Source organism: Streptomyces liliifuscus (assembly GCF_016598615.1).
In the GTDB taxonomy this organism is placed as follows: Bacteria; Actinomycetota; Actinomycetes; order Streptomycetales; family Streptomycetaceae; genus Streptomyces; species Streptomyces liliifuscus.
Genome location: NZ_CP066832.1, coordinates 194,231 through 220,448 on the forward strand (window position 1 = coordinate 194,231; position 26,218 = coordinate 220,448).

At 70.0% G+C, this 26,218-nt stretch carries 25 protein-coding genes; 7 read left to right on the plus strand and 18 right to left on the minus strand.

Going from position 1 to position 26,218, the window contains the following annotated elements:
• Positions 1-15 precede the first annotated feature (15 nt).
• The 12 genes from JEQ17_RS49110 to JEQ17_RS49165 form a co-directional block, all read right to left on the minus strand.
• A complete protein-coding gene (locus JEQ17_RS49110; protein WP_200402336.1) occupies positions 16-1,173 on the minus strand; it encodes a cytochrome P450 family protein in 1,158 nt (385 codons plus the stop codon).
• A gap of 74 nt (positions 1,174-1,247) precedes the next feature.
• Entirely contained in the window at positions 1,248-2,498 is a 1,251-nt protein-coding gene (locus JEQ17_RS49115; protein WP_062193345.1) for a cytochrome P450 family protein, read from the minus strand.
• Positions 2,495-3,094, minus strand: a complete 600-nt coding sequence (locus tag JEQ17_RS49120) for a GTP-binding protein (protein WP_200402251.1) — start codon at positions 3,092-3,094, stop codon at positions 2,495-2,497. Before JEQ17_RS49120 ends, JEQ17_RS49115 begins: the two co-directional genes overlap by 4 nt.
• A complete protein-coding gene (locus JEQ17_RS49125) occupies positions 3,075-3,401 on the minus strand; it encodes a DUF742 domain-containing protein (RefSeq protein ID WP_024126766.1) in 327 nt (108 codons plus the stop codon). Before JEQ17_RS49125 ends, JEQ17_RS49120 begins: the two co-directional genes overlap by 20 nt.
• Before the next feature lie 26 nt (positions 3,402-3,427).
• Complete coding sequence (locus tag JEQ17_RS49130) at positions 3,428-3,859, minus strand: roadblock/LC7 domain-containing protein (RefSeq protein WP_024126765.1); 432 nt, start codon at positions 3,857-3,859, stop codon at positions 3,428-3,430.
• Positions 3,852-5,177: a histidine kinase gene (locus tag JEQ17_RS49135; protein WP_200402252.1), complete on the minus strand. Its 1,326-nt coding sequence runs from the start codon at positions 5,175-5,177 to the stop codon at positions 3,852-3,854. The genes JEQ17_RS49130 and JEQ17_RS49135 overlap by 8 nt, the downstream gene beginning before the upstream one ends.
• A 139-nt stretch (positions 5,178-5,316) precedes the next feature.
• On the minus strand, positions 5,317-7,179 hold the full coding sequence (locus JEQ17_RS49140; protein WP_200402253.1) for a glycoside hydrolase family 15 protein: 1,863 nt from the start codon (positions 7,177-7,179) through the stop codon (positions 5,317-5,319).
• The gene (locus JEQ17_RS49145) at positions 7,176-7,463 is read right to left on the minus strand and encodes a hypothetical protein (protein ID WP_200402254.1); all 288 of its coding nucleotides are present in this window, start codon (positions 7,461-7,463) and stop codon (positions 7,176-7,178) included. Before JEQ17_RS49145 ends, JEQ17_RS49140 begins: the two co-directional genes overlap by 4 nt.
• Positions 7,460-8,377: a Scr1 family TA system antitoxin-like transcriptional regulator gene (locus JEQ17_RS49150; protein WP_200402255.1), complete on the minus strand. Its 918-nt coding sequence runs from the start codon at positions 8,375-8,377 to the stop codon at positions 7,460-7,462. Before JEQ17_RS49150 ends, JEQ17_RS49145 begins: the two co-directional genes overlap by 4 nt.
• Before the next feature lie 821 nt (positions 8,378-9,198).
• Positions 9,199-9,699: a DUF6302 family protein gene (locus JEQ17_RS49155; RefSeq protein ID WP_200402256.1), complete on the minus strand. Its 501-nt coding sequence runs from the start codon at positions 9,697-9,699 to the stop codon at positions 9,199-9,201.
• On the minus strand, positions 9,696-10,181 hold the full coding sequence (locus tag JEQ17_RS51015; RefSeq protein ID WP_234048895.1) for a DUF5999 family protein: 486 nt from the start codon (positions 10,179-10,181) through the stop codon (positions 9,696-9,698). Before JEQ17_RS51015 ends, JEQ17_RS49155 begins: the two co-directional genes overlap by 4 nt.
• A 56-nt stretch (positions 10,182-10,237) precedes the next feature.
• Positions 10,238-10,771 carry an ATP-binding protein gene (locus JEQ17_RS49165; RefSeq protein ID WP_024126757.1) on the minus strand — a complete coding sequence of 178 codons (534 nt, stop codon included), beginning with the start codon at positions 10,769-10,771 and terminating at the stop codon, positions 10,238-10,240.
• A gap of 210 nt (positions 10,772-10,981) precedes the next feature.
• Here JEQ17_RS49165 and JEQ17_RS49170 point away from each other — a divergent pair, with 210 nt between their 5' ends.
• The 5 genes from JEQ17_RS49170 to JEQ17_RS49190 all read left to right on the plus strand — a co-directional run bounded on the left by JEQ17_RS49170 (position 10,982) and on the right by JEQ17_RS49190 (position 16,210).
• A complete protein-coding gene (locus JEQ17_RS49170; RefSeq protein WP_200402257.1) occupies positions 10,982-12,367 on the plus strand; it encodes a Tat pathway signal protein in 1,386 nt (461 codons plus the stop codon).
• Between the two features lie 75 nt (positions 12,368-12,442).
• Complete coding sequence (locus tag JEQ17_RS49175) at positions 12,443-12,931, plus strand: TrmO family methyltransferase domain-containing protein (protein WP_200402258.1); 489 nt, start codon at positions 12,443-12,445, stop codon at positions 12,929-12,931.
• Positions 12,932-14,110: 1,179 nt separating this feature from the next.
• The gene (locus JEQ17_RS49180) at positions 14,111-15,139 is read left to right on the plus strand and encodes a hypothetical protein (protein WP_200402259.1); all 1,029 of its coding nucleotides are present in this window, start codon (positions 14,111-14,113) and stop codon (positions 15,137-15,139) included.
• On the plus strand, positions 15,136-15,708 hold the full coding sequence (locus JEQ17_RS49185) for a GNAT family N-acetyltransferase (RefSeq protein ID WP_200402260.1): 573 nt from the start codon (positions 15,136-15,138) through the stop codon (positions 15,706-15,708). The genes JEQ17_RS49180 and JEQ17_RS49185 overlap by 4 nt, the downstream gene beginning before the upstream one ends.
• Positions 15,709-15,721: 13 nt before the next feature.
• On the plus strand, positions 15,722-16,210 hold the full coding sequence (locus tag JEQ17_RS49190) for a gamma-glutamylcyclotransferase family protein (RefSeq protein WP_181411934.1): 489 nt from the start codon (positions 15,722-15,724) through the stop codon (positions 16,208-16,210).
• 150 nt (positions 16,211-16,360) lie between these two features.
• On the opposite strand, the gene JEQ17_RS49195 is transcribed toward JEQ17_RS49190, so the two are convergent.
• The 6 genes from JEQ17_RS49195 to JEQ17_RS49220 form a co-directional block, all read right to left on the minus strand.
• Positions 16,361-17,026, minus strand: coding sequence for a GNAT family N-acetyltransferase (locus JEQ17_RS49195; protein ID WP_024126750.1), 666 nt, complete (start codon positions 17,024-17,026; stop codon positions 16,361-16,363).
• 185 nt (positions 17,027-17,211) lie between these two features.
• Positions 17,212-18,054, minus strand: coding sequence for a tryptophan synthase subunit alpha (trpA, locus tag JEQ17_RS49200; protein ID WP_200402261.1), 843 nt, complete (start codon positions 18,052-18,054; stop codon positions 17,212-17,214).
• Positions 18,055-18,302: 248 nt separating this feature from the next.
• Complete coding sequence (locus tag JEQ17_RS49205) at positions 18,303-18,662, minus strand: SH3 domain-containing protein (RefSeq protein ID WP_234048896.1); 360 nt, start codon at positions 18,660-18,662, stop codon at positions 18,303-18,305.
• 280 nt (positions 18,663-18,942) lie between these two features.
• On the minus strand, positions 18,943-19,662 hold the full coding sequence (locus JEQ17_RS49210) for a prepilin peptidase (RefSeq protein ID WP_200402262.1): 720 nt from the start codon (positions 19,660-19,662) through the stop codon (positions 18,943-18,945).
• Between the two features lie 162 nt (positions 19,663-19,824).
• Positions 19,825-20,307, minus strand: coding sequence for a hypothetical protein (locus JEQ17_RS49215; protein WP_234048897.1), 483 nt, complete (start codon positions 20,305-20,307; stop codon positions 19,825-19,827).
• A 147-nt stretch (positions 20,308-20,454) separates the two neighbouring features.
• Entirely contained in the window at positions 20,455-21,423 is a 969-nt protein-coding gene (locus JEQ17_RS49220) for an ATP-dependent DNA ligase (protein WP_200402264.1), read from the minus strand.
• Positions 21,424-21,745: 322 nt separating this feature from the next.
• On the opposite strand from JEQ17_RS49220, the gene JEQ17_RS49225 reads away from it, so the two are divergent.
• Together JEQ17_RS49225 and JEQ17_RS49230 are read left to right on the plus strand one after the other, a co-directional pair.
• The gene (locus tag JEQ17_RS49225; protein ID WP_200402265.1) at positions 21,746-25,195 is read left to right on the plus strand and encodes a DNA polymerase III subunit alpha; all 3,450 of its coding nucleotides are present in this window, start codon (positions 21,746-21,748) and stop codon (positions 25,193-25,195) included.
• A complete protein-coding gene (locus JEQ17_RS49230; RefSeq protein ID WP_200402266.1) occupies positions 25,192-26,211 on the plus strand; it encodes a DNA polymerase Y family protein in 1,020 nt (339 codons plus the stop codon). The genes JEQ17_RS49225 and JEQ17_RS49230 overlap by 4 nt, the downstream gene beginning before the upstream one ends.
• Positions 26,212-26,218 lie beyond the last annotated feature (7 nt).

Sequence of the window (26,218 nt, forward strand, 5' to 3'; positions counted from 1 at the left end):
CGCGCCTGGGTGCCGTTACGGCGTGGGATGCAGTGCGACGGACAGTGCGGTGACGTCAGTGCCGATGAAGGACCGCTGCGGCTCGAGGTCGTTGACGTCGCCGGTCAGGGCGAGCTGGGGGAAGCGCTGGAACAGGGCCGGGAGGGCAACCTCGGCTTCGAGCTTGGCGAGGCGGGCGCCCAGGCAGTAGTGAATGCCGTAGCCGAAGGCCAGGTGCTGCTTGTCCTCCCGGTCGACGCGGAAGGCCTCGGGGTTCTGGTGGATGTCCGGGTCACGGCCGTGGGCGCCGAAGCCGATGATGATCGCGTCCCCCTGACGGATGACGACGCCGTCGCCCAGGTCGATGTCCGCCGTGGCGTATCGCAGCGGCATGTACATGATCGGGGGGTGTAGGCGGAGGGCTTCGTCGATGACGTCGCTCCAGCGCGCCGGCTCGGCCAGCACGGCGGCGAGCTGGTCGGGGTGGGCGAGGAGTTCGCGGACGGCGGCGTTGATGAGGGCGACGGCGGTCTCGCTGCCGGCGCCGATCATCAGGATGAGGGTGGAGATGAGCTCGGTGTGGCTGAGGCGGTCGCCGTCCTCCTCGTGGGTGGCCAGCAGCAGGCTGGTCATGTCCTCGCCCGGGTGGCTGCGCTTGGTGTCGATCAGGGCCTGCATGGCCTTGCCGAGATCACGCTTGATGGCCTCAGCCTCTTTAGGTGCGACGTCCGTGGCGAGCACGGAGTCGATCACGCGCAGCATCTCGGGCCGCTGTTCAGCGGGCACGCCGAAGAGGTCGCAGATCACCCGGGTCGGGATCGGGTAGGAGAAGTGCGCGCGCAGGTCGACGGGGCTGGTGGGGGCGAGCGTCTCCAGGTGATCGAGGAGGTCGGTGACGATCTCGTGGATGGCGGGGCGCATGGCCTCGATGCGGGCGGGCGTGAACGCGCGGTCGACCAGCCGGCGCAGGCGCTGGTGGTCGGCGCCGTCGGAGGTGAACATCGACACGACGTCCACCCACGGGTACAGCCACGGTATGGAGCCGGGGGTGTGGGAGGGCCAGGACTTGCGGGCGTCCTTGGACACGTTGTCGTGGGTAAGGAGCACCTTGGCGACGGCGCCGCGGGTGACGGCCCAGGCACTCACGGCGCCAGGCAGACGGACGCGGACAGCGGGTCCGGCGGCACGGAGCATGTCGGCTTGGGCGAACAGGGCGCGGCCGCCACTGCTGTCGAGGGTGACGGCCGCGGTAGGGGAGGTGCTGCTGGTCACGAGGTTCCTCCTGCAATAGCAGTGGCGGGGATGCGGTCGGCGGACTTGGGGCGGAAGGTGACGGGCATCGTCTGCGGGCACTGGTGGAAGGGGCCGTGCCGCAGCAGAGGTTTGGCGCTCTCATCGGTCAGCGCCATGTCCCACAGCTGGTCGAGGATCGTCTCGACGGCGGTCTGCACGATCGTGGTGGCCTGGGAGATCGCGGGGCAGCGGTGCGGCCCGGCCGACCAGGCGAGGTGCGCCTGGCTGTCGTAGCTGAGGCCGCTCGGCAGTGCGGGGTCGGTGTTCGCGGCGGCGTGGGAGATCAGGACCGGGACACCGCCCGGTACAGGAACACCGTGGAGGTAGGTGTCATATCGGGCGAAATGGACGGAGAAGTTCGCCATGGGCGCGCGCTCCCACAGCGCCTTGCTCAGGGCCCGGCGCACGGTCAGCGTGCCGGCGGCGAGGCTGCCGGCGTACTCGTCGTCCCGCAGCAGCAGGTGCAGAGTCCAGGCGGTGGCGGCAGCGGCAGGGATGAGGCCGGCGCCGGTGACGCAGAACAGCTGGTTGAGCGCCTCGTCGTCGCTGAGCGCCGCGCCATGGTTGATCATCCAGGAGGTGAGGTCCTGGCCGGGCCGCGCCCGGCGCAGCTGGATGAGTTCGAAAAGCAGTCCCGCGAAGTCCGCGGCGCCCTGGGCGGCTTCGGGGCCAGCGCTGATGAGGTCCTGGCAGGCGCGCACCATCTGGTCGGTCTTCTCGGGCGGGCAGCCAAGGAGATCGGCGAAGACGAGCATGGGCACCATGTCGGCGAAATCGGCCATCAGGTCGGCCTGACCGCGGGCGATGACCCGGGCTATCAGCGTCAGCGCGCTGCGCCGGGTGATCTCCCTGAGCCGGTGGGGGCTGATCCGGGCGATGCAGTCGTCCATGGCCCAGCGCAGGCGGGCGTGCTCGTCACCATCGGTGTAGAGGACGGAGGGCCGCCAGGCCATCATGCCGAGCACCGGACTGTCCGGGGGGACCTGCCCCTGTGCCAGGGCAGCCCACAGCCGCGAGTCCTTGGAGTAGACGGCGGTGTCGTTGAGAAGTGTGACGGCGGCCCGGTGGTTGGTGACGACCAGGGCGTGCACGCCGGGGGCGATCTCGGCCCATCCGGCCGGGCCTTGGGCGCGCAGCTGATCGTAGACGGCGCTTGGGCGGGCGGCGAATGCGGCGCCGTGCAGCATGGGGCAGCCACTGGTGGCGAGCGGGGGCGGCGTGGTCATGAGGCGGGCTCCAGGCTGGGGCGGGACAGCAGGTGAGAGATGAGCGCGATCAGCGGCCTCTTTGCCGACTCCCTGTGCCGGACGTCGCACTCGACCAGGGGCGTGGAAGGGGCGAGGTCCAGGGCGCGTCGCAGTTCGGCTTCGCCGTAGCGTGGGGAGTTGTCGAAGGTGTTGACGGCGACCACGTAGGGCAGGCCAGCTTCCTCCATGCGTCCCATGGCGTCCCAGGACTCGGTGATCCGTGCGGTGTCGACCAGGACCACGCCGCCCAGTGCGCCCTGCATCAGCTCGTCGACCATGAAGCTGAACCTGGGCTGGCCGGGGCCGCCGAACAGGTAGAGCACGATGTCGTCGGTCAGGGTGAGCCGGCCGAAGTCAAGCGCAACGGTGGTGGTGGTCTTGTCCGACAGGCCGCGCAGGGTGTCAACCGCCTCGCCAGCTTTCGTCATGCGCTCTTCGGTCGAGGCGGGACGGATCTCGGACACGGCGCCGACGAGGGTGGTCTTACCGACAGCGAACGGCCCGAGCACGACCACCTTCACGGACTGGTTGACCCCAGGCGCCAGGTAGTGGCCCTCAGAGCTTTTCAAGCGCATCGAGAATCCTCTCCAGCAGATGACGGTCGGTCTGCTGCGCGGCGGGGACAGGGCTGCGGCTGAGGAGGTGGCCACTGTCGACGAGGGAGGCGACCAAGACCTTCGTCACGGCGGCCGGCAACTGCAGATCGGCGCTCACCTCGGCCAGCGACAGCACGCCGGGCAGGCAGTGCTGCATCAGGCGGTGGGAGTGAGCGTCCAGTCCGGCCAGCGGCTTGTTCGGATCGGCGATCAACAGCGTGGCCACGTCCAGGGTGCGACGGGTGGGTACGGCCCTGCCCCCGGTGGGGGTGTAGGGCCGTACCATCCCGGCGCGCCGGCGGCCGCGGGGCGTCACGAGGTCCGGGCCCTCGCGCGCGCGGACAGCGCGGGGGCCAGGCCCTTGATGGCCTTGATCGTCTCAGCGGACGCGACCGCTACCTCGGCGTCGGTCATCTCCGCACCGACCGAGACGGCGAGCACCGAGTTGTGGCCGGCGGCGAAGACGAGGACGCACGCTCCGGGAAGATCGATGATGATCTTGCGGGGGATCGTGTCGTCGGGCGTGGGCGCGAACTCGCCGACGCCGCGGCCCAGCGAGAACAGGCTGGAGGAGCTGGCGGCGGTCCGGTCGGCCACGTCGCGGTGCAGTCCCTCGGAGTGCGCCAGCACTAGGCCGTCGCTGGTGAACAGGACGGCGTGCTCGACGCCCTTCGAGCCGGCGAGGCGGTTGAGCACCCAGGTCATGTCGTGGGTGTCGGCGGTCGGCTGCTGCTGCTCAGTCATGGAGTTGGTCTCCTTCAGGGGTGTTCTCGGTGTCGTGGATGGTCCGCCCGAGCTGGGCAAGGCTGGCGGAGAACGCATCGGGGTCGTCCGCCGGTGCGGGCTCGCTGGCCCGGGTCGGCGCGGTGGCAACCGGCGTGCGCCGCCGCCGCTGGGGCAGACCTCCAGGAGCCGTTGGCTCCAAAGGAGTTGCATCTGTCGGTCCGGCGGCCGCAGCAGCCCCCATGGGGAGGGGTGTGTGCCCGGCAAGGGACGCGGCCGCGTGGCGGTTGGCCTCGATCTCCTCGTCGGTCGGGCCGTGCCCGCACAGCTCCAGCGGGATTCGAAGTACCGCCCGCACACCGCCGTACGGGGAGGTGCTGGTGACGTCCGCAGAGAAGCCGTATTCGCCAGTGAGACGGCCGATGACCGCAAATCCGAGCTGGCCGGTGTCCTGCACGGTGGTGACGTCCAGGACATCGCGCTGCCCCAGCATCCGGCTCGCTTCCTCACGCTGGAAGCGGTTCATGTTCAGGCCGCCGTCGTCGACGACGATGCAGTACCCGGTCTGGAACGCTTGCACTTCGACGAACACCTTGCCGTCGGAGAACGCCGTGGCGTTGGACAGCAGCTCCGTGAGCGCGACGGTGACCGGCTCGACGACCCGCCCCTCCAGCCAGGTCTCCCCGGTGCGCGGCTCGTACGTGTAGCTGACCCGCAGGTAGTCGCTGATCCGCCCGCGAGCCGACTCCACAACCTCGCGAACCGTGCAGTCCGCGCGCTGTAGCCCCGGCCACGATCCGGTCAGGATCCGCATGCGCTGCAGCGTGTGCAGCGACTGGGTGACCAGGTGATCGAAGTTCATCAGGCTCTGGTGGTACGCCGTGCCGTCGGGATGGCGCTCCATCTCCTCAACGACACGCATCTGGCAGCGGTGTAGACCGGTCTGCGCCTCGTCGATCATGTCGCGCACCGAAGACCTGGCCGCGCGCCCGATCTGCTCGCGCGTGACGGCCACAGCCTCCTGCAGCAGCCGTCTCACGGCCTGGTGCGCGTGGTCGACGACGGTGCCAGCGAGCTGCTCCTGGCTGAGCCCGGGGACCGGCACACCGCGGTGCCCGCGCGCCAGGACGTCCACCAGAGCGGGCATCGTCACCTCGGCGAAGTAACGAACCTCCGTCTCCAGCGCGGCAATGCGCGTGCCGTCGGCTTCGTGCTGCTTCTCCAGCCCCGCGCAGCGCGAAGCCAGAAGACGCTTGGCGCGGGTCTGCGCGAAGAGACCGGCTGACGTGGCGGCGAAGCCGACACCGAATATGGCCGTGGTCACCTGCGGATCGAGCATGGGGATTCCTCACACGTCGGGGTCGGCTGTGGGCGGCGCGCGGCAGCGCAGAGACGCGGCTGGAGAACTGGCGTGCGGCCTGTGAGCTGACCGGGCCAAGACGACCAGGAGCCCGGACCGGCGACGCTCGTCGGTGTGCTCACGCGGCGATCACCGGCGCGGCCGCCGTCTTGCGGATCTCGGCCAGCAGGACGGCGCTGTTGGTGAGCCCGAGCATCGAGTACGCCTGAGGGAAGTTGCCCAACTGCCGATTCGCGACAGGGTCGTACTCCTCGGCGAGCAGGCCCAGGTCGCTGCGCAGCGACAACAGTTGCTCGAACAGGGCCTCGGCCTCATCCAGTCGGCCGGTGAGGGCGAGCGCGTCGACCAGCCAGAACGAGCACAGAAGGAACGCGCCCTCGTCGCCCGAGAACCCGTCCATGCCCACATGCCGGCCGTCCGTGCGGTAGCGGTGGACCAGGACGCCGTCGGAGGCGAGTTCCCTGCGGACAGCGTCGACCGTGCCGACCACCCGCGGGTCGTCGGCCGGCAGGAACCCGGTGCGGGGCAGCAAGAGGAGCGAGGCGTCCAGTTCCTTGGAGCCGTACGACTGAGTGAACGTGTTGCGCTGCGAGTCGAAGGCGCGCGCACACACCTCGGCGTGGATCTCCTCACGCAGACTCACCAGCTCGGCCAGGTCGGCGTCGAGTACTCCCTGGTCGGCGAGCCGAACCGCGTGGTCGATGGCCGCCCAGCACATGATCTTGGAGTGCGTGAAGTGCCGTCGGCCGCCGCGGACCTCCCAGATCCCGTCGTCCGGCTTGCGCCAGTGCCGTCGGACGAAGTCGACGAGCTTCATGATCAAGCTCTCGGTGTTCTCGCACCGGGCTACGCCGTGCTCGTGCGCCAGAGCCAGCGTCTCGATGACCTCACCGGGCACGTCCAACTGCAGCTGGTCTCGTGCGCCGTTGCCGACACGGACCGGACTCGAGCCTTCGTAACCGGACAGCCAGTGCAGCTCCCGCTCGGGCATGTCGCGGCGGCCGTCAAGGCGGTACATGATCTGCAGGTTCTCCGGATCGCCGCCGAGTGTGCGCAGCAGCCACCGCCGCCACGCGATCGCCTCGTCGCGGCATCCGGTCCGCAGCAGCGCGGACAGCGTGACCGCGGCGTCCCGCAGCCACACGTAGCGGTAGTCGAAGTTGCGCTCCCCGCCGAGTTCTTCGGGCAGGGAGGTCGTCGGGGCAGCGACGATTCCCCCGGTGGGGGCGTAGGTGAGCGCCTTCAGCGTGATCAGAGACCGGATCACCGGCTCGCGGTGCGGGCCGTCGTAGACCAGCTGCTCGGCCCAGGCTTCCCAGAATGCGCTTGTCTGCGTGAGCGCCGCCTCGGCATCGGGAACCTCGGACGCGGGAGCGTGGGACGGTTGCCAGCTCAGGGTGAAGGCCACCCACGCGCCGGCCGTGACGGTGAAGCGGTGGTGGACCGCACCGTCCTTCTCCGTTCCCGGCACGGACGTATCGAGCCAGAGCGCGTCGGGTCCGGACACCGCGGCCGTCCGCCCGTCCGTGTCGTAGATCCACGGCGTGCGCCGGCCGTAGCCGACACGTGGGCTCATTGTCGACGTCATCTCCAGCGTGCCGGAGACGCCCTCCACGATCCGGATTAGCTGCGGACCGTGCTCGTGACGCAGCGGCATCAGGTCGAGCACGCGGACCGTGCCGGTCGCAGTGTCCCACTCGGACTCGAGGATCAGCGTCTGCCCGCGGTAGCGGCGGCGGTTCGCGTGCGCGGCGGGCTCGCCCGCAGGAACGGTTGGGCCTATCCGCCAGAACCCGTGCTCGTCCGTGCCGAGTAGGCCGGCGAAGACGGCGGCCGAGTCGAAGCGCGGCAGGCACAGCCAGTCGACACTGCCGTCCCGGCAGACCAGGGCAGCGGTCTGCATGTCTCCGATGAGGGCGTAGTCCTCGATGCGCGGACGGCGCACCGACGGTGCGAGGGGGATCGGCGTCACGGTGGTCATGAAGTGCGGTCTCCAGGCGAGGCGAGGATGGCGTAGGCGTGGGAGTGGTCGATGCGTTCGTGCAAGGGAGCGGGGCGACGCCAGGATGCGGCGGTCACGGGCCCGTTGGTCTCCAGCAGCGTCCAGGAGCGGAGCAGGTCGCCCGTGGTGTCCGCGCCGTCGGCGGGGTACGGGAGGCGGACGCGCTGGGTGAAGGCCTCCTCATCGAGGACGAGCAGCCGGGCCATGGGCTCATCAGGCGGGGCCGTGCCGAGCAGGGCCGCGAGCAGTCGGGCGACGTTCATGAAGCGGCCCTCCGCTCCATGGCCTCAGCCGCGCACGCGAGCTCCTCGCGGGTCTGTTCGCGGGTCCAAGCGGCGTCCACGGCTTCCCGCAGGCCGGCGCTGACAAGGTGGGCGACACGGGAGCCGGTCTCGTAGCTGGGGAAAAGGCCGACGCCGGCCACCATGCGGTGCCCATGGACGGTCACCTCGGCGACCGGGCCGATGGTGTGGATGAACAGGACCGGGTTCATCGGCAGGATGCGGACAGCCAGGCCGCGGCCGGGCTCCTCCCGGCTCACGAGGCCGGCCAGATGCCGAAGCTGCTCGGCGATCACCGCTGCCTGGCGGCCTCCCCTGGTGAGCACGGTCTCGTCCAGGAGCACGGTCCGCCGCTGTTCTGCGACCCACGGGACGCGGTGCACCCACGACGGAAGTCCCAACACGGGCTCATCGGGGGTGGCACACACCTCGGGGGCAAGAACCGCCCGCGCGTATTCCTGGGTTCGCAAGCCCGCCGGGGCCATCATGCAGAACTGGGTGACCTCGCTCGCCGTCCGCATCACGGCGATGTAGCGGGCCGCCGCCTCGTCACGGGCCACATCCGCCCAGCAGTCGTGCGGGGCACGCCGGACGTAGCCTCGTTCCTCGCGCCCGCTGCGGGTGTAGGCCCGCGGCGGCAGGCTGCTCACCAGGAAGTCCGTGTGATCGCCCGCAACGCCGTACAGCCGTAGGAGCGTGCGCAGCACGTCCGGCCGTATAGGGGACTGGGCCCGCTCCCACCGGCTGACGGCTGATGTGGACATCCTGATGGCGTCGGCCGCGGCCTCCAGCGTGATGCCCTTCGTCTCGCGCAGGTACCGCAGGTAGAGGCCCGTCACGATCCGGGCAGGAGGCTGCGGAGCCTCGGCCGGTGGCGACGGAGCAGCGTAAAGCATGGCGGAGTGGTCCTTGCGTGGAGTGTTCGGGCAGGTCAGGAGGGGGCATGTGGCGGGGACGGCGGGCGGTCTCCGGGCGTGGGCGGGATTCGCCGAGCGGTTCGCCTGGGGTCGAGGTGCGCCAGCGCGCCCATGGCGGTCACGATCAGCGCGCCAATCCGGTGGGAGCCATCACTGCCTCGGGGCGGATGCGGCACAGATGACGGTGGCCATCGCGAGGGTGAAGGTGAGGATGCGCAGCTGACCACGGCTGGGACGCCAGGCCGACCAGCGCTTGCTCCTCGACACAGGTTTAGGCACGGCACACCTGCCGGTGACGCGGGTAGGGCGTGCTGAGGGCTGAACTCAGGCCGGCGCGGGTCCGGCTGAGTGCATCGTGCAGCGCCTCGGCTGAGGTGGCTTCGATCAGGGGTGTTCCGGGGCGGGTAACCCATAGGCCCGAACAGCCGCGGTAGCCGCTGGCGTCACAGCCCCAGGACCTGGGTGCGGGGACGCAGTCGGAGTGCGCGGCCCTCCACCGGTGGACTGAGCCGGGTTCCACCGGCACCAGGAGCCTGTGGTGGAGCAGGCAGTACTTCACCGGCCCGACATCCGAGCCGTCAGCAACCAGGGCGTCGATCGCGCGCAGGCCGAGCGCCAGGCCCACGCGCACCACGCCAGCATCCGACGGAACCACGGAAGGCGGGCGCTCGCTGAGAGCGATGTTCCACGGAAAGTCACTACCTAAGGTCATGAGGGTGGCTCCAGTGAGTGAGGGGTGTTCTGGTGCCGCGCCGTAGGGGGCCGGTGCGGCACCAGAACGGGACGGGGCGCCGCGAGCGTCAGGGGGTGGGCGCGGCGCCTGCCTGGACGACGGCCCGGGGAGGAGTGGGCTGTCTTCCGGGCGGCGACTTGGGCGGGGGAAGACCCAAGTCGTGCCCCCCGTGTCCGGCGGGGGGCCGTATGGAAGCCGGGCGCCTGGGATGCTCACGCAGGCCCTGGAATCGGCGGTGTGCGTCCGGGGCGAGGTTGTCCGGCATCGGATCGCCCCAACGCACGAGCTGGCCGGAGGCGACAGGCCGCTCGAATCCGGGACGTCCCCGCAGAGCGTGCGCGAGTACTTGGGCGAAGCCCGGGTCGAGCATGTCCATGTGACCACTGCGGCGGTCTGCGCCGACCGGTACTGCCAGTAGCGGGAGGCGGTGCAGCGCCACGGCCACCGCGTCACGCAGGAGATGGGGGCTGATGAGTCTGGCCTCCCAGAACTCGTAGTCGCAGGCGGCCGTCGCGGGGAGAATCCGTACGTCCAGCTGCTGGACAGGGGACGGGGGTGACGGGGTCATGTCGTCACCGCCCCACCTGGTAGAGGCCGTCGCGGGCCGACAGCGCCGCCCGTTGGCAGGAGGCATCCCGTGTCCTCGAAAAGGATCACGCCGTTGCACAGCACACTCCAGCCGGCCCCGGGGTGGCCGATCAAGACGCTTGCCGCCAGGTGATCGGCTGCGCTGGCCGGCGGGCACGGGGTCGAGTGCTCGCACAACGCCCCTTCTGCTCGAAGGGTCCAGAGCACCGTGCGCACGGCCGTCGCGAACTTCGCCAGGGGCATCAGGGCCCGGGCGCAGCTGTCCGGCACTTCGACCTCACGCTGTCGGGCCATCTTCATCACCTCGGCCACAGCACGGGACCGGTCGGGCGCCATCGCCCCCAGCTGCATGAGGTGACCCCGTAGCCGCAGCATCAAGTCGTGAATGTCCTGGTCGGTCTCGGGAGTCGGTGCGCCGTCCGACAACACCATCGACAACGTCTCCTCCGCAGCGGCGATCACCGACCGGGGACTGACGGAGGGGGAGGAGGCCGGGCGACGGCCGAGGCGGAGGAGACTCACGACGCGGCCTCCTCGGGAGCCAGGTCCAGCTCGAACCAGACTGTCTTGCCAGGCCCCGGCGCGGAGCTGTCGGTTCCCCATCGGGTGACCAGGGAATCGACCAGGTGCAGCCCGCGGCCGCCCTCTTCATCCGCAGACGGCGGCCGCGGATGAGGTTGCTCGATCGAGGGGTCCTCCACCTCCACCCGCAGACATCCGTGCCCATGCGTGGCCCGTACGGCGAATCGGAGCGCCGGCTTGTTTCCGCACCCGTGGACCATGGCGTTCACCATCAGTTCCTGGGTGACGAGCATGACTGTGTCAGCGCATTCGGACAGTCCGGAGCGCTCGAGCAGCGTGCCGAGCTGATGACGCGCTCCGGCGACGGCCTCCGCCTGGGCTGGGATCTCTGTCGCCATCTGGAAGTCACGGGTCCGGCAGGTCGGGGTGCTGTCGCTTTCGGACGGAGGGGCGATCGCTTTCCGGCCGCCGCGCACCACCGAAATGGTGCGCGCCCCACGAAGGCCGCCCATCGGGTACTGCACGTTCATCAGCTGCCTTTCCCGGCCCCGGCTGGGGCCAATTCCGGTCACCGTCCGAGATCGTGGGCATGACGTGGCCGATTCCGGTACGCCGCCTGGGAGTTGGAGGAATATCGTCTTCACGAGACAACCGCGCGCCGGGGCCGGTGGGAATGCAGGCAGGCTCGGCAAAGCGATGCACGTGATGCAAGATCGTTTCGGGGATGGGGGCGCACACCCATGGGGCGCACACGCAACACCCGGCTGGAAGCCGTCATCCAGGAATGGGGCGTGTCGCAGCGGCAACTGGCTGCTCGCTTCCGGGCTGTCGCCGCGGAGAACGGTGCAACTGAACTTCTGCGCTACGACCAGTCCCGCATCGCTCGCTGGATCGGCGGCGCCATCCCGGAGGGCCGAGCAGCGCATATCTTGGCCGAGACGCTCTCCCGCGGCCTCGGTCGCACCATCACGCTGACCGACATTGGGCTGGCACCGGACGACGCCGCCGACCCGCAGGCGCCGGCGTGGAGCGTCGACACACTCGCGACGCTGGCGACCCTCGGGAGCACGGACATGGACATAGCTCGGCGCCAGGTGCTGGCACAGTCGGCCTACTCGGTCGCCGGCCTGGCCCTGCCCTCCGAGACCTGGTGGCAGGAGGCCGCCGATCGCGCACGCACTCGCAAGCCGCTGTCGCAGCACACGGTCACGGCCGAGGACGTCGCAAGCGTGCGCGAGATGACGGCCTTCTTGTCTCAGCGGGACCAGCAGCGCGGCGGCCGCGGTGTGGGACGCGCCGCCCTGGTCGCTTACCTTCGCACCGACGTTGCCGAGCTCCTGGCCGCACGATTCCCCTCCGACAGTCTGCGCTTGGACATGACGTCGGCCGCTGCCGAACTGGCCTACCTCGCGGGCTGGACGAGTTTCGACGCCGGGGAGCACCCCATTGCGCTGCGGTGGCTGACCCTCGCAACGCAGCTGGCCGAGGAGGCCGGCGACGCGCCGCTCGCCGGGCACGTACTGCGGGCCATGGCCCACCAGGCTGTTGACCTGCACCAGCCGGCGGAAGCCGTACGCCTGGCCGAAGGATCCCTCTCCAGCCGCCGTTACACCGAAGCCTGCTGGCGGGAGAAAGCCCTGCTGGGTGTCGTCCACGCTCGAGGGCTTGCCGCCGCCGGCGACAAGAAGCGGGCCGCGGTCGCGCTCAACCGCGCGGAGTCCGACCTGGGCCGCGCCAGCGACAGCGGCAACGAGCCCGCCCGGGTGTGGTTTTTCGGAGAGGCAAGTCTCGCCCATGAAACCGCAGCAGCGCTGCGGGATCTGGGCGACCTGAAGGGCGCCGAACGCGAGTTCAAGCGCAGTGTCCGCACCCGTCGGAGGCAGTTCAAGAGGACTCACTCCGTGACCTTGGGATACCTGGGTGAGGTTCAGGTCCGGCAAGGGCAACTCGATGCGGCCTGCGCGACGTGGCACCAAGCGCTCGACACGATGACCGGCGTCCAGTCCGGGCGGGCACGGCAGACCGTCGTGCAGATGCGCCGAGCACTGAGTCCCGTCCTCCGCCGAGGCGGTGGGCCAGCCGCAGACCTCGACGCGCGAGCCCGAGCGGTCCTCGCGGACAAGTGACCCGTACGGTAAGCAAATCCGGCGCAGAGAGCCCATCTCTCGGCGTCGAGGGAGAAGACCCACGAGAGGGGAAGCGTGTTCGACCAGCACATCCAGCTGCCGGTGATCGCCACGGTCGTAGGAGGCCAGACCGGCCGACTTGACGACTACAAAGGCGGAGTCGAGTCGATCATCCGTCTCGTGCCGAGCATCCCGGAGAGTGCCCTCCAGGGCATCGAGGAGTTCAGCCACCTGGAGGTCGTCTGGCACTTCAGCCTTGGGTCGGACAACGACGTCGAGCTTGAGCCGCGGAGCCCCCGCGGAAATCCGGACTGGCCGGCCACCGGAGGACTCGTCCACCGCAATCACAGGCGGCCGGCCCGAATCGGCATCTCCTACCCGCGACTGCTGCGAGTCGAGGGACGGGATCTGCACGTCACGGACCTGGACGCGGACGCTGGGACTCCCGTCATCGACCTGGCGCCGGTCTTCCAGGAGATGCTGCCCCGCGGACCCGTGCACCAGCCGAAATGGCCCACTGACATGCTTCGGAACTACTGGAAGCGAGCAGACGAGCGCCCCTGAGCCGTCCTGCTTCCCAGTCACTTGCCCGAATGGAGCCGCGCGCAGCACGTGCGCGAGTGCCGTCGCCATCACGGCCTCCTGGTTGATGGCAGCACGGACCTGACCGCTGTCATGGCACGGCTCAGAGGCGATCGCTCCAAAGGCAGATGAAGGGCAAGAGCCTCCGCAAGGCAGCGGGCGAGGGGAGCAGGGCTCGTCAGCAGCGGCGTCCCGCCGATCACCTGCTCGTCATCGGGTGGGACAAGCCATCGTGCGACTCCGGCTCCCGATCGTGGGGCCGGGGCGGGTACAAGAATGGCGTGGCGCTTGCCGAGGCAGGCCGGCCGGGGAAGCCTGCCCGGCCACTGGGAGGCCGCCATCAAACTGCTCCAGCTCTCGCTCGTGCCGCACGGCACGAGCACGGCGGCAGAGCGAAGGCTGGTGAACGCCACAGCGGGCCCGAGAGGCTGTTCGTACTCGGCAAGGAGCCGATAGGCCGCCTCGATCAGATGCCGGTCCGCCAGCACGATGTCGAAGGTGACGCCGCACTCAAGTCGTCGCGGAAGGTGCGGGTTCGTCCGCCACAAGCCCGTCGACGTAGCCGGGCACGGCGTAGCCGCGGAGAACCACACGGACAGAGCCGCGCTCTCGGCGTCAGCCATCTCGCCGGTCTCCATGAGCCCTCCAGCATCACGACCAAACGCAGGGTGTCTGCAACGTGACCTAGTGCAGCGAAGGGCTGGAGCGGTGAACAGGTCTTTTACCCGGAACTCTGGCCGCCTCTTACATGCCCTTTGGCCGCCCTTTCGCCAGCCCTTTCCCTCTGACCAGGGCATTCAGTTGACGAACCCACACGCAAGGCCGTCGAAGTCGCTACCGTGAGGCCATCCAGACGGTGAGGAGGTGGCCATGCGTGAACTCAAGCGGTTACGCACCCGTGCGAACCGCACGCAGGAAGAGGTCGTCCAGGAACTCTCCGCTCTTGCCCGACGCCTTCATGCAGAGGGACGCTTGAGCAAGGCGCCCACCTTCACGCTCCGCCAGTACTCCAAGTGGGAGAACGCCGAACCTCCGCCCTGGCCGCACCCCGACAGTCGGGCGGTGCTGGCCGCCTACTGGAAGTGCCCCGTCGAGGAACTGGGGTTCCGCCCTCCAACGGATGGGGACCGCGGCGGCCCTCTGGTTCTCACACCGGTGCCCATGATCAGCCAGGCGTCACCTGGCCCCCTCCTGGTCGCGGCCGGCTCCAGTCCTCTCACCGACGAGGCGCCGCCCCCATGGCTGGCCGAGACGACCACGAGCGCCAACCGCGCCGGCGAGTGGCGAATCTCGCCGGAGGAAGTCGAACTGCTGTCTGGCGCCGCCGACGACAACTATGCGATCGACCAGCAGTTCGGCGCGAATCGACTATGGCGACCGACCCGGGCTCATCTGCTCTGGACCCATCACATGATCGACCGCGGTATCTACGACGACGCTCTGGGACAGCGGCTGCACGCACTCGCCGGGAAGCTCACAACGTCGCTCGGATGGTTCTGCTACGACGCGGGGCTGCAGACCCAGGCCCGCCAGTACTTCTCCGAGGCCCTCAACGCGGCCAACTACACCAGCGACGACGTGCTGGCCAGCCGCACCCTCAGCAACATGGCCAGACAAGCCGTCGACCTGAACAAGGGACGCGAAGCCGTGCGCTTCGCCAAGCTCGGACAGCGGCACGCCGAACTCTGGAACGCACCCAGCCGCGTCACCGCACTTCTGGCTATCCGGGAGGCTCAGGGACACGCACGCGTCGGGGACGTCTTCAACTGCGAGGCCGCCATCAAACGCGCCTGGCAGGAATGGGAGCACGGAGACCACGAACTGGACCCGGACTGGGCGCACTTCCTCAACCTTGCCGAGCTGACGTGTCTGGAGGGCATGTGCCGGCTCGACCTCGGCCAGGTGGCCCGAGCCCAAGACCTTCTCGCACGGTCTGAGGCGCTTCAGGATGTCGCCCACTCCAGGAACCGCGGAATGTGCCTCGGCCGGCTCTCGGTTGCGGCCGTACAGAACGGCGACGTCGACCACGGTCTGGCCGCCGCGACACAGGCACTCCGACTCGTGGAGAGCGGGATGTCTTCCACGCGAACGACCGCGCAGTTGACGATCGTTCATGACGGCTTGATTCCCCATCGACGCGCCCGCGGCGTGGGGGACCTACTCGAACAGATCCGTACTCACGTCGCGTGAGCAAGCAAAGGAGAGTGCAGACGGTGGACCCGGAGTTCCAGCGGCACGATGCGCAGTCAGCGAAGGCGATACTCACCGAACTGGTCGACGTCTACGCCACGGTGTACGACACGCCCCCCTACATCGGTGACCCCTTCTTCTCCGTCGACTCCTTCCGGAGCCGACTCGAGGCTGCCTTCGACACCCAAGGCTTCGAGACGGTGACAGCCCGGCTGGACGGTCGAATCGTCGGATACGTCCACGGTGCCACCCTGCCCCACGACAAGCCCTGGTGGACGTCCCTCGGCACCCAGCGCCCAGCCTGGCTGCAGGAACTCGCCGACTCTGGCGGCATCTTCTGGCTGCGGGAGCTGATGGTGCTGCCCGCGCACCAGAATCGCGGTCTCGGACGGCAGATCCACGACACGGTCATCTCCGGCCGGGAGGAGAACGTCACAGCCCTGACGTGCATCGAGGACAATGAGCCCGCACGCAGTGCCTATCTCCGGTGGGGGTACACGATCCTGGGCCAGATCAAGCACGCCCCAGAATCACCCGTCTACGACGCGATGTACCTGACCTCCCACTAAGACCGGAAAGCACATGACGCAAACCATAACCACCTCGGCCCCGGAAGCCACTGGGCGCCGGGACCGACTCTCGCAACGCCCCGACGTGCTGTTCTGCTACGGCACGCTCCGTTTCGACGCCGTCCTCCGGGCCCTGCTGGGCCGAGTCCCGCAGCAGTCTCCGGCATCCGCGCCGGGCTACCGCGCTGCCGCGCTCGAAGGCCGCGTCTACCCAGGCCTCGTCGCTGGAACGTCCGCCGACGTTGCCTCCGGGGTGGTCCTGACCGACCTGAGCAACCAGGAGTGGCGCATCCTCGACGCGTTCGAGGACGCTCGATACGAGCTGCGAGAGTTGCCGCTGTCCAACGGGCGGTGGGGTTGGGCGTACATATGGCCTGGAGGCGATGTACGAGTGGATGACTGGGATGCCACGGAATTCGAAGCCCGGCATCTCGCCGCCTACGCAGCCCGCTGCGCGCGGCTTGCCCCTGGGCTGGCCGCAGGGCGGCCGAAGGGCGAGTAGACGGCGGCCTCACCCAGGTGTTCGGCCGCTTTGCATCTCACTGAAGCGAACCTCAACCCCGGTGAGAGAAATTGCGGCCTGCCCTCTCTGCCGACATCGCAGGGAAGACAGGCCGCTCTCGTTTCAACTGCCTCACTGCAGTGGAGCGTCCTACACCGAAAGGGATACTTCGGCCGCACCGCGGAACGAGCGTGAGAAGTATCCCATTGCTCCCGCCATATTCGATCTCGCGCTCTCGGCGAGAGGCGTCCTCCACCTTCCAGAGATTCCCGGAGGGGCAATGTCGGGGATAAGCCAGCTGGCGAGCTCGGGGATTTCTTCTGCCTTGCGTTCTAAGGCGTACGAAGTGTGCCCTCCGGGGGTCGAGACCTTTCGGATGAGCTGGAAGTTCTGCTGCTGGTAGTACTCGGCGAGAGCGGGGGAGCTGCAGTCGCGACGTACGCGGCTGATGCCCTCGCGTGCCGCGCGGTCGACGGCCCAGTCGGCGATGAGTGTGCCGAGCTTGCGGTGGCGTTCGGCGGGGTCGGTGACGGTGCCGTTGAGGTAGTAGGCGGTGTCGGCGGCTTCGGCCGCGGTCCAGGTCCAGGGCGCGGATGTCCGGAGGATCGTGGTACAGCCCAGGATCCGGTCGCCGTATTCCGTCAGGACCCACATCTCGATTGGGTGGCGCGTGCAGTTGTCGGCCAGCTCGTGGACGTGCTTTCCCCAGTTGCGCCAGCCGGGGAGCTGGTTAGCCTTCATCCAGTCGGAGCGAGCCTGGATCATCGTGGCGAGGCCGGGTTGGTCGTCCGGAATGGCTGGGCGCATCGTGAGCATGCGGTCCGCTCCTGTGTGCTCGTCCGTGAGCGGTCGGCAGTCTGGTGTCCCGTCCGCACCTTAGACGTCTACTGCCTGGTAGGTACACGTTCTATGTGCTCTGGGTCCGGATCGTTGTATGAGCCGTGCTGGCAGGTGGCGGGATGCTTGGCAGCACTATCCGGTGGTCCGTCAGGGCGCGGGTGTCAGGCTGCGGCGGGCCGTGAGCGCAGGAGCCCGTCGGCGAGGTGCTGGGCGAGGAGGGCGGCCTGGAGGGCGCCGGCGGGTCCGGGAGTGGCCTCGATCGCGCGAATGAATGCGGATCCGACGATGACGGCGTCGGCGTAGGTGCCGACGAGGGCCGCTTGTTGGGCGGTGGAGACGCCGATGCCGACGCCGACGGGGAGGTGGGTGAGGGTGCGCAAGCGGTCGACGAAGGCGGGTAGGCCGGGGTGGAGGGGGCCTTGGCTGCCGGTGACACCGGTGGTTGCGGGGGCGTAGACCATGCCGCTGGCGGCGGCGCATACGCTGGCCAGGCGCTGGTCGGTGGCGTTCGGCGCGACAACGAACACGGTGTCCAGGTGGTGTTCGTGGGCGGCGCTGAGCCAGTCGGCGGCTTCTTCGATGGGCAGGTCGGGGATGATGACGCCGGCCCCGCCGGCTGCGGCGAGGCGCTGGGCGAATCGGCTCGGGCCGTAGTGGTGGACGGGCTGCCAGTAGGTCATGACGACGAGCGCGGTGCTGGAGGCCGCAGCGAGCTCGCGGACGGTTGTGAAGAGGTGCTCGGTGCGGAATCCGGCCCGGAGGGCTTGTTCGGCGGCGCGTTGGATGACCGGACCGTCCATGAGGGGGTCGGTGAACGGCAGGCCGATCTCGATCACGTCGGCGGTGGTTGCGAGCAGGTGCAGGGCGTCGAGGCTCTGATCGAGCGTGGGGTAGCCGGCGGGTAGGTAGGCGGCGAGGGCGGCCCGGCCTTGTCCGCGGGCGTTGGCCAGGGCCTGCTCGAGGCGGGATGCCGGGGCGCCGGGTGACGAGGAAGTGAGGTTCAAGGTGCCTGTCCTGGGGCTCGATCGCCCGGGCGGCGGCTCTCGGGGCCGGGCCGGCGGAGCGGGGGTGGCGCCAGGCCAGCGGCGGGGTGAGTGCCGGGTTCCGGTTGCGGGTACGCCGACGGCGGCCCGGGGTCACAGTGGGCCGGGCCGCCGTCGCGTCGTCCTGAGCCTGTACGAAGTGACGGCTCAGGCGTGGGAGGGGCCGGGAGAGCTCGGGTCAGGTCGTCTCTGCCGGCCGGGGATGGGGCTCAGTCCAGCTGCATGGGCACGTTGATGTACTGGGCGGCGACCCAGCCCTTCTTGCCCTTGTGGGCACCGGACTTCACGGTGACGTAGCCCCAGGCGCCGGGCTTGCCGTTGTCGCCCTTGTTGCACTGCCAGTACACGTCGGTGCCCTTGGAGAGCTGGCCGGTGGCGGTGTAGCCGGTGCCCGGGCCGGTGCGGAACTTCACCGTCGCGTACACGTCGGTGTTGAGCTTGATCTGGTGGGTGCAGGCTCCGCTGCCGACGGTCGCGGCGCTGGCGGTGGAGGCGGTGGCGACGGCGCCGCCGAGGAGCAGAGCGCCGGTGGTTGCCACGGTCGCTACGCGGCGGGTGAGGGTGTGCATGTGCGGCTCTTCCTGGTGTCGTCGGCCGGAATTCCTCGCCCGTCTGACTTCCTCATCGCGGTGCTGATAGACAGTGAGGAGGGCGAAGAAGATCGGGAACGTGACAGGTTCGTCTTCGTTCCGGACTCGATCTTCTTTCTGCGCCGAGGAGTTGACCAGGCTCGGTTTATTCCGTGAATCCGCGTTCCGGAACGGCGGGGTCAGGTATGAGCCGTTCCGGAACGCGGTGTGCAGGAAAAGGAATTACAGGAAGCGGTATTTCCGGGAATGCGCAGCGCGGTCAGGCCGCAGTGACCGAAACGGCGAGGGCCCCGATGACCATGTAGGGGCCGAAAGACACGTGCGTGCGGCGGGCACGGCCGACTGCCATCCGCGCCACCTCCAGGACCGCGCCGACGACGAAGCCCGCGGCTGCTCCCCAGAACAGGGCTGTCCAGCTGCTCCAGCCCAGGAGCGCCCCGATGGCCGGTGCGAGCTTGACGTCTCCGATCCCCATGGCGCCGGTGAACGCGATGAGGAGGAAGACGGCGGTGAGCACGGCAGCAGCGGCGGCCGCGCGGCCCAGACTCCCGGGCTCGCCCGCCACCTGGGCCGCGGTGAGCAGGAGGAACGTCCCGCACAAGGCGGGAAGGGTGAGCACGTCAGGGAGCCGTTGCACGGCGACGTCGATCAGGGCGAGTGCGACACCGCATGCGGCGATCCAGTACTGGGCAGCGGCGAACCAGCCGCTCGCGCCGCCCGCCGCGATCACGGCGAACGCCACGGCGGCTGCCGCCTCCGGCGTGAAGGCGTGCGGTCCGATCGCCTGTGCGCACGCCGGGCAGCGCCCGGAGGCAGGCAGCACCGGGAGCCGGCGTCCGAGGACGCCGCTGCCGCAGTGCGGGCAGTCACTGCGTGCGGACGCGGCCGCCGGGACGGAGCGGGCGAAGACCACCGGGCGTGCCGCAGCGCCGGCCAGCGCTCCGACGGCGGCGATCAGGGCAACGCTGAGGACGGACAAAGGAGACTCCTACGTGCAGCCCGGCCTCCCCGTGACGGGCCGGTCGGCTTCGACCCTACGGCCCGCCGCGACGACCCCCACCGGCCCGCCTCCACGGGTCCCCTGCCCTGAGCGCCGGGCCCGGCGGGAACCGATGACACGTTCCGTCGTACGGCCGCCGGCTCATGCTCCCCGTGAGCCGGCGTCGAGCGTTTCCGCCAGGCTGAGCGCGGCCAGGACCTGCACCTGGCCCTCTGCCAGCTTGAGGGTGCCGGCCGCGGTCGCCTCGGCGACCCGGGCCGCGTGCTCCAGTGCCATCGCCACGCCGGTCGGTTCCCTGTGTGCGGTCAGCCACTCGAAGCCCGCGCGGAGCGCGGCCGCGAGGTCACCGTCGTGGTCCTCGGGACCATTCGTGGTTAACGCCCGGAGCCACAGGTCGGCGTGGGACTGCACGATCGTGTCGAAAGCCCGGTAGTCCGTGACGGTGCCACACCTGCCTCCCGCTCCGTCGGCACCGCGCCGCCCGGTCCAGTTGCTCGCCAGCCACCGGTGGCGATGGCAGACCTCAAGCCGGTAGTCCACCGGCCGGTCCCGTGCCCGGGTGCGGCGTTCGACGACGACGGTCGACGGCGCGGTGCATGTGGTGATCTGGCGCAGGACCGGCACAGCGGAACTCCTCCTGGTCGCGAGTGGAGTTCTGATCATGACCAGGTGAGAGGCGCGCCATAGTCCACGATTGGGCGCTACGGCTGTGACCCGGCTCTCACTCTCCGACCCGACGGCGCAGCACGAGAGCGTTCCGGCGAGCGGCGCTCACTCCCGTATGTCGCCGGGAGCCATGTCGTCCCGCAGCCTCAGGTAGCGCACCGGGTGGCGGTGTCGGCCCAGGTCAAGCGCTGTGTCGGTGTCGACTTCGGCGATGTGCTCGGGCACGACGGGCTGGAAGACCAGCAGCTCCTTCGTTCCCCATCCTGCCGAGAACTCCCGGCCCCACCAAGGGTGGTCGGCTCCCGCCGGGCGCAGGACCGCACCCAGCTCGATCGCCGCCGTGCGGGACAACGGTGTGGAGCGGGCGATCAGCCGGAGACGGCCGGTCGCGTCGAGCCGGCCGAGCAAGAGGCTGAGGGGGGCGTGCGCGGTGCCAGTGACCGCACCGATGATCCCTTCCGCCGTCATGCGCGTCCTCAGCTTCAGCCACCCGCGCTCCCCAGGCCGGTACCGGGAACCGGAATCCTTGATCATGAGGCCCTCGACGCCGGCTGCTCCCCAGGCCGGATCCAGCCATGTGCGGGCCGTTGCGGCGTCGGCGGTCTGTGGGCACAGCACCCAGGGCGCTGCGAGCTCCAGGGATGCGAAATGGCTCTCCAGTGCCCTCCTGCGCTGATGCAGGGGCTGGTCCATGAGGACGGCGCCGGAGACCTCAAGCAGATCGAAGGTGATCAGGTGGGCGGACTGATCGCGGGCGGCGCGCTCTGCCCGGGGCCCGCGGAGCCGGGCTCGGTGCTGAAGGGCCGTGAAGTCCAGCCTGCCGTCGCGCCAGACCACCAGCTCGGCGTCGACGACTGCCTCGACCCCGAGCGCGGCCGCGGCACGGGCGATCTCCGGGAAGGCCGGGCGAAGGTCGGCGCCTCGCCTGGACTGGAGGTACGGCTCGGGACCGGTGAACACAAGGACACGGAACCCGTCGGCCTTCTGCTCGAAGAGCATGGGCCTGGGCCCGGACGGCGGCAGAGTCGTCACGGAGCGTGCCAGCATCGGCTCGACCGGCGGTGAAAGGTGCACCCGTCCAGTCCTACGCTCTTCGCACCCCGCTCGCCCGCGCACAGTCTGTCCCCGATGACCGCCTCGGGCAGGGGTACTCGGCGGGGCCCAGCCGGGGCGGGCGAGGCCCGGGGAGCACGCTGCCGCAGGCCCAAGAGCCCTATCGCGGCGGCCGCACCGCCGCGGCCTCGGCACCGCCTTCACCCGAGCCGGCCTCCTGTCGCGGCAGCCAGATGGCTGGTCCGCGGTGTCCGAAACTCGCATGTTCGAATTAATGTTCGATAGAGTCGAAGCGGAGAGAGTCGGTTAGTACCGGTTTGGGGGTATTCGGGCGGAGGGTGGCATGCGCGGAGGGCTTCCTCACCTGCATGTGGCGAGCGGGTTTTCGGCCCGCTACGGCGCCTCACATCCAAGCGATCTCGCCACCCGGGCCGCCGAGCGCGGCATCGGGACGCTGGCGTTGACCGACCGGGACATGGTCACCGGGACCGTCCGTTTCGCGAAGGCCGCCGCGGCCGAGGGGATCCGCCCGCTGTTCGGTGTGGACCTCGGGGTCGCCGCCTGCACTCCCGCCGCTCCGGCCGCCCGCCGCCGCACTCCGGTGCGGGGCGGCGCGCACGTAGCCGAAGCACCGTTCCGGGCGACCTTCCTGGCCCAGGACCCCGACGGGTGGGCGCGGCTGTGCCGGCTGGTGTCCGCCACTCACGCCGCCGCGTTTGCCGCCGGCGCTCCGCCGGCGGCGTCGTGGGAGCACCTGCGCCAGTACGCGGGCAGCGGCCTGGTGGTGATGCTCGGCCCTGCCTCCGAACCGCTGCGCGCCCTCTCTGCAGGCCGTGCGGACATCGCCGAACAGCTCCTGGAGCCGTGGCGGCAGGCCGCGGGCGAAGGTCTGCGGTTGGAGGTCGTGTGCTGGGGCCTGCCTGGGACCGGACCCGGCTCCGTACGCCTTGCCGCGCACACCCTCATGCTTGCCGACCGCCTCGCCATCCCGGCCGTCCTGACCAACGCCGTCCGCTACGCCGACGCGGGCCAGCACCGGATCGCGGACGTGCTGGACGCCGCGCGGCTGCTACGCCCTGTGGACCGGCGACGGCTGGACTGCGGCGAGCGCTGGCTCAAGCCCGCCGGCGACATGACGGCGATCGCACAGCGGGTCGCGGCGGCAGCCGGTGCCGACGGCCGGCGGTCGGAGCGCCTCATCGCCGACACGCTTACCGTCGCCGACGCCTGCACCCTGGACGCCGTACGGGACCTCGGGCTGGGCACCCCGCATTTTCCCGAGCCCGAAGTGGTGGGTGCGGAGCCGGTGCCGGGCGGCGCGATGCGACTGCTGCGGCAGCGGTGCGAGGCCGGGATGGTCGCTCGCGGCCTCGACCTCGACCGGCGCGCAATGGACCAGCTGCACTACGAGCTCGGCATCATCGGACGGCTCGGCTACGAGGCCTACTTCCTCGCCGTCGCCCAGGTCGTCGCCGACGTCCGCGCGATGGGCATCCGGGTCGCCGCGCGCGGCTCCGGTGCCGGCTCGATGGTCAACCACGCGCTTTTTGTGGCGACCGCAAACCCTTTGTCGCACTCTCTTCTTTTTGAGCGTTTCCTGAGTGAGCGGCGAGCTTCGCTCCCGGACATCGACATCGACGTCGAATCCGCGCGCCGACTGGAGGTCTACGACCGGATCATCGCCCGCTTCGGCACAGAACGCGTCGCAGTCACCGGCATGCCCGAGACCTACCGCGCCCGCCACGCCTTGCGTGATACCGGCCTCGCACTCGGCCTGCCGCCGGCCACCGTCGACCGGATCGCGAAGTCCTTCCCCCACATCCGCGCCGCCGACATCCGCGGAGCACTCGCAGAACTCCCGGAATTGCGCGGCCTGGCCGCGGAAGCCGAGAACTTCGGCCCGCTGTGGGAGCTCGCCGAGGGCCTGGACAAGCTGCCGCGCGGGATCGCCATGCATCCCTGCGGCGTCATCCTCTCCAACTCCACCCTGCTGAACCGCCTGCCCGTGCAGCCCACGCCCGGTGGCGAGTACCCGATGGTCCAGGCCGACAAGGAAGACGTCGAGGACCTCGGCCTGCTCAAGCTCGACGTCCTGGGGGTGCGGATGCAGTCCGCGATGGCCCACGCGGTGAAGGAGATCCGCCGCACGACCGGCCGGCAGATCGACCTCGACAACCCCGACCACGCCCCCCTCGACGACCGGTTCGCCTTCGCGCTCATCCAGGCCAGCGACACCGTCGGCATGTTCCAGCTCGAGTCGCCCGGCCAGCAGGACCTGGTCGGCCGCCTGCAGCCCCGCGGCCCCCAGGACGTCATCGCCGACATCTCCCTCTTCCGTCCGGGACCGGTCGCCGGCGGCATGCCCGCCCTTTACATCGCCGCCCGCCACGGCGCCGAACCCACCTACCCCCACCCCGACCTCGAGCCGGTCCTCGCCGATACCTACGGAGTGACGATCTGGCATGAACAGATCATCGACATCTTCGCCGTCATGACCGGCTGCGACAGAGCCCTCGCCGAGGTCGCCCGCCGCGCCCTCGGCGACGAAGAGCGCCTGCCGAAGATCGAGTCGTGGTTCCGGAAACTGGCCGGCGCCCGTGGCTACACGCACAGCGTTCTCGACGAAGTCTGGGAGATCGTCTCGTCGTTCGGAGCATACGGATTCTGCCGCGCCCACGCCGTCGCGTTCGCCGTCCCAGCCCTTCAGTCCGCGTGGCTCAAAGCCCACCACCCCGCCGCCCTCTACGCCGGCTTGCTGGAGCACGACCCCGGCATGTGGCCGCTGCGCGTCATCGTCGCCGACGCCCGCCGCCACAACGTCCCCGTCCTCCCCGTCGACATCAACCACTCCAAGCCCGCGTACACGGTCGAGGAGACGCCGGACAGCTGGGGCGTGCGGATCTCCCTGTCCTCGGTACACGGCATCAGCGAAGAGGAGGTCGTCAGGATCGCCGCAGCACAGCCCTACACCTCGCTCCAGGACTTCTGGGCCCGCGCCCGGCCGAAGCTGCCGACCGTCGAACGCCTGATCAGGATCGGCGCACTCGACCAGTTCAAGGGAGAGGCGTCACGGCGGGACCTGCTGCTGCAGGCGACCGAGCTGCACCGCCAGACCCGCACCCGCCCCGGCACCGGCCAACTCCCGCTTGACACCACCCTGGTGACCGCCGGGCCGGCCGGGCTGAGAGAGATGACCGCCCGCGAGAAACTGGAGGCCGAGCTCGGCGTACTCAAGATCGACGTCTCGCGCCACCTCATGGAGGACCACCACCGCCTCCTGCGCGAGATCGGCGCCACCGACGCCGCCCACCTCAAAGCCATGCACCCGGGACAGAAAGTCCTCGTCGCCGGCGTACGGGCCTCCACCCAGACCCCACCCATCGCGTCCGGGAAAAGGATCATCTTCGTCACCCTCGAAGACGGCTCCGGCCTGGTCGATCTCGCTTTCTTCGAGGACTCCCACGAGCAGTGCGCCCACACCATCTTTCACAACGGACTGCTCCTCGTCCGCGGCACCGTCGAAGCCCGCGGTCCCCGCCGCACCGTGGTCGGCGAGATGGCCTGGGACCTCGACTCCCTCGCCACCACCCGCGCCACCCACGGGCCCCAGGCCGTCCTCGACATCCTCGGCCAGACCCCCGCACCCACACCCGCCCAGCCGACACCAGCACGCACGATCCCCGACGGAACCGCCGGGGCGCGGCTCCACCCCTACGCGGATCTCCAGCCCGCCGGCACCCGTTCCGCCGACCTCACCCGCCTGGGCCACCGGAGCCAAGGGAGCGCGGGTTGAGCAGCACACCGCCGGTTTACCGCCCCCGCGCCATCGTCCGGATCCACTTCCATGCGCAGCAGCGCAGCGAGGAGCTGTTCGCACAGCTGTTGGACGTGCTGGGCGGCATCAGCCCGACCATCGAACCTCTGCCCGCCGACTGGTCCGCCTACATGGACGTCACCGGCTCCTTGCGATTCTGGGACCGCGACGTCGAAGGCCTGGTCGCGGTGATCCGCCTGCGCCTTCTCGCACTCCACGGCGTGCAGAGCTCGGCAGGGGCCGGGCCCACGCGGTCGATCGCCGCCATGGCGGCTGCCCTCACTCCGCCCGGCGCCGCAACCATCGTCGGCGACACCCCCTACGAGATCGCCGCGTTCCTCCGCCCCCAGCCGGCCCCCGCGCTTCCCGGAGTCGGGCCCAAGACGGCCAAGACGCTCGCCCGCTACGGCATCACCACCGCCGGCGACGTCGCCGACACCACGCCCGCAACCCTGCAACGGATCCTCGGATCCGCCGCCCGCCAGATCCAGGACTTCGCCCGCGGCATTGACGAACGCCCCGTCGTCCCCGCCGCCGCTCCCCGCTCCCTGAGCGCGAGCCACCGCTTCGACCTGGATGAACTCGACACCGACCAGCACCAGCGCACCGCCCTGGCCCTGGCCGAGGACCTCGGCGAGCGCCTGCGCAAGGCCTCCGAGATCGCCCAGGCCCTCACGCTCACCGTGACGTACGCCGACCACACCCACACTGTGCGCACGCGCACGCTCGCCGAGGCCACCGCGCATACCCCCGCCCTGGCAGGAACCGCCCGCCAGCTCGTGGCCGATCTTGGTCTCCAGCGTGCCCGCGTCCGAGGGATCGCCCTGCGCGCCGAACGGCTCCGCCCGGCCGCCCACGCCACCCACCAGCTCACCCTCGACGACCGCGACGAAAAGCTCCAACGGCTGGAAGCCGCCCTCGACCGGGCACGCGCCCGCTACGGTCCCGGCGCCGCCGGCGCCGCCTCCGCCTTCAAAAGGCTCACCACGTCCTGATGGCGGA